This window comes from Lichenibacterium ramalinae (assembly GCF_004137085.1).
GTDB classification, from domain to species: Bacteria; Pseudomonadota; Alphaproteobacteria; order Rhizobiales; family Beijerinckiaceae; genus Lichenihabitans; species Lichenihabitans ramalinae.
In genome coordinates this window covers 1-1,005 of the sequence record NZ_QYBC01000066.1, presented here as the reverse complement: position 1 = coordinate 1,005, position 1,005 = coordinate 1, and the positions used below count along the sequence as shown (strand labels likewise).

At 67.0% G+C, this 1,005-nt stretch carries 1 protein-coding gene; it reads right to left on the bottom strand.

The window, feature by feature from the left end; translation table 11 throughout:
* Positions 1 to 949: IS481 family transposase (locus D3272_RS27025; RefSeq protein WP_129222330.1), on the bottom strand; the 949-nt coding region annotated here is incomplete at its 3' end.
* Positions 950 to 1,005: the final 56 nt, after the last annotated feature.

The following is a 1,005-nucleotide window of genomic DNA, read 5'->3' as shown; positions in this document are numbered from 1 at the left end:
TGTGGAGCCTCAATAGGTTGTCCTTGTCGAGTGCGAGGCGGCTGACGGGTGGTTTTGCGCCGAGGCTCGTGTGTGGCCTGAGCCAGTTGTAACGGAACAGGAAGGCTGCGAGCTCACGTCGGCGCTGGTCCGACGTCTCGTAGGCCTTGGCATAGGCCCATTCGCGCAACGATGTCTGCACGAAGCGCTCGGCCTTGCCGTTGGTTTTCGGCGTGTAGGGTCGGGTTCGCTTGTGTTTGATGTGGAGCAAGCGCAGGGCCTGGGCGTAGCGGCGTGACCGGAAGGCCGCCCCATTGTCGGTCATGACGCGCTCGACCGCGACGCCGTGTCGGCGGAAGAACCGCAGGGCGTTGAACAGGAAGCGCAGGCAGGAGCCTCGCTTTTCGTCGGGCAGGATTTCCGAATAGGCCAGTCGGGAATGATCGTCGACAGCCAGGTGGAGGAACTCCCAGCCGATCCCCCGGGCGTTGCTTTGGCCGGTCCGGTCGCCTGTGATGCGATGCCCGGTTCTCGCGAAACGGCCGAGCTTCTTGATGTCGATGTGGATCAGCTCGCCGGGGTGCGCGCGTTCGTAGCGCCGCACCGGCTCGGCCGGCTCCAGCGCCGCGACGCGATTGAGGCCGAGCCGACGCAGCACACGGCTGACGGTGGCGGGCGACACTCCGAGATCGCGCGCGATCTGCTGGCCGGTGAAGCGCTGGCGCCGCAGCGCTTCGATCTGCGTCACGATCTGGATGGGCGTCGGGCGACGCAGGCGATGCGGCCGCGACGACCGATCCCGAAGGCCAGCCACGCCTTCGGCCCGATACCGGGCGAGCCATTTCCGGGCCGTCCGCGGGCAGACGCCTGCGGCTTGTGCGGCCGCCTCCGGCGTTTGCCCGCTCTCCACCTGCCGCACCAGTCGCTCTCGACCGATCGGCGTCAAACGGGCATTCTTGTGGATGTTCATCCGGTCCCTCCCTTGGGGCTGAAGCGTCGCAACCTCAGCTTCCTCGGTTCGGATCG